Raw genomic sequence first — 638 nt, 5'->3', positions numbered from 1 at the left:
ACGTACACACTTTACAGATAGTGCTGGCCATTTCATTATTCCATCAGCTAATTTATTATCAACTGAGCAAGGAAGGGTTTGGTTAAGTTTGAGCGATAAAAAAAGTTACAAGTATGATGTTGAGTTGAATGATCCGTTATTTGAGATAAAAAAATATTTAACTAATATTGGGTATAAGCCATTGGCGAATGGAGTTGTGATGCTTGAAGATAATATCTCAAACCTAACGGCATCTTCGGGAATCAAACTGAAAGACGTAGTAATTAAAAGCAAAAAAGATGATCGCTTGAATTTTGCTGTAAGGGGCGCAAATAAATGCGGTGATTATGTATGTCGGTCTAACATCTTGAACTGTGGCAATCATATCGGCGATTCTGAGAACAGACCACCAGAACAAGGTAAAACCTACAAACAAGCTGCGGGGTCAGGCAGCATCACTTATTCAGGTTGCACAGATAATGAGGATAAGCCAAATTTTAAAATTTTGAAAGGCATTCGTCTGGCCAAAGATTTCTATCAGCCAGATATTTTGAACATGAATGAACCAATCAATTTTGTCACAATCTACTGGAATTATCAAGTTGCAATCAAAGCATCTGATCACACAAAAGTTGTATTTAATACCGGCGATATTAGTG

Annotated in this window: 1 protein-coding gene; it reads left to right on the top strand. The window is 36.7% G+C overall.

Going from position 1 to position 638, the window contains the following annotated elements:
* Positions 1-638: hypothetical protein (locus tag ON09_RS23840; RefSeq protein ID WP_010603585.1), on the top strand; the 638-nt coding region annotated here is incomplete at both ends.

This window comes from Pedobacter agri PB92 (assembly GCF_000258495.1).
GTDB lineage: Bacteria > Bacteroidota > Bacteroidia > Sphingobacteriales > Sphingobacteriaceae > Pedobacter > Pedobacter agri.
Note: the sequence above shows the minus strand (reverse complement) of the source record. Positions and strands in the feature narration are given on the sequence as shown.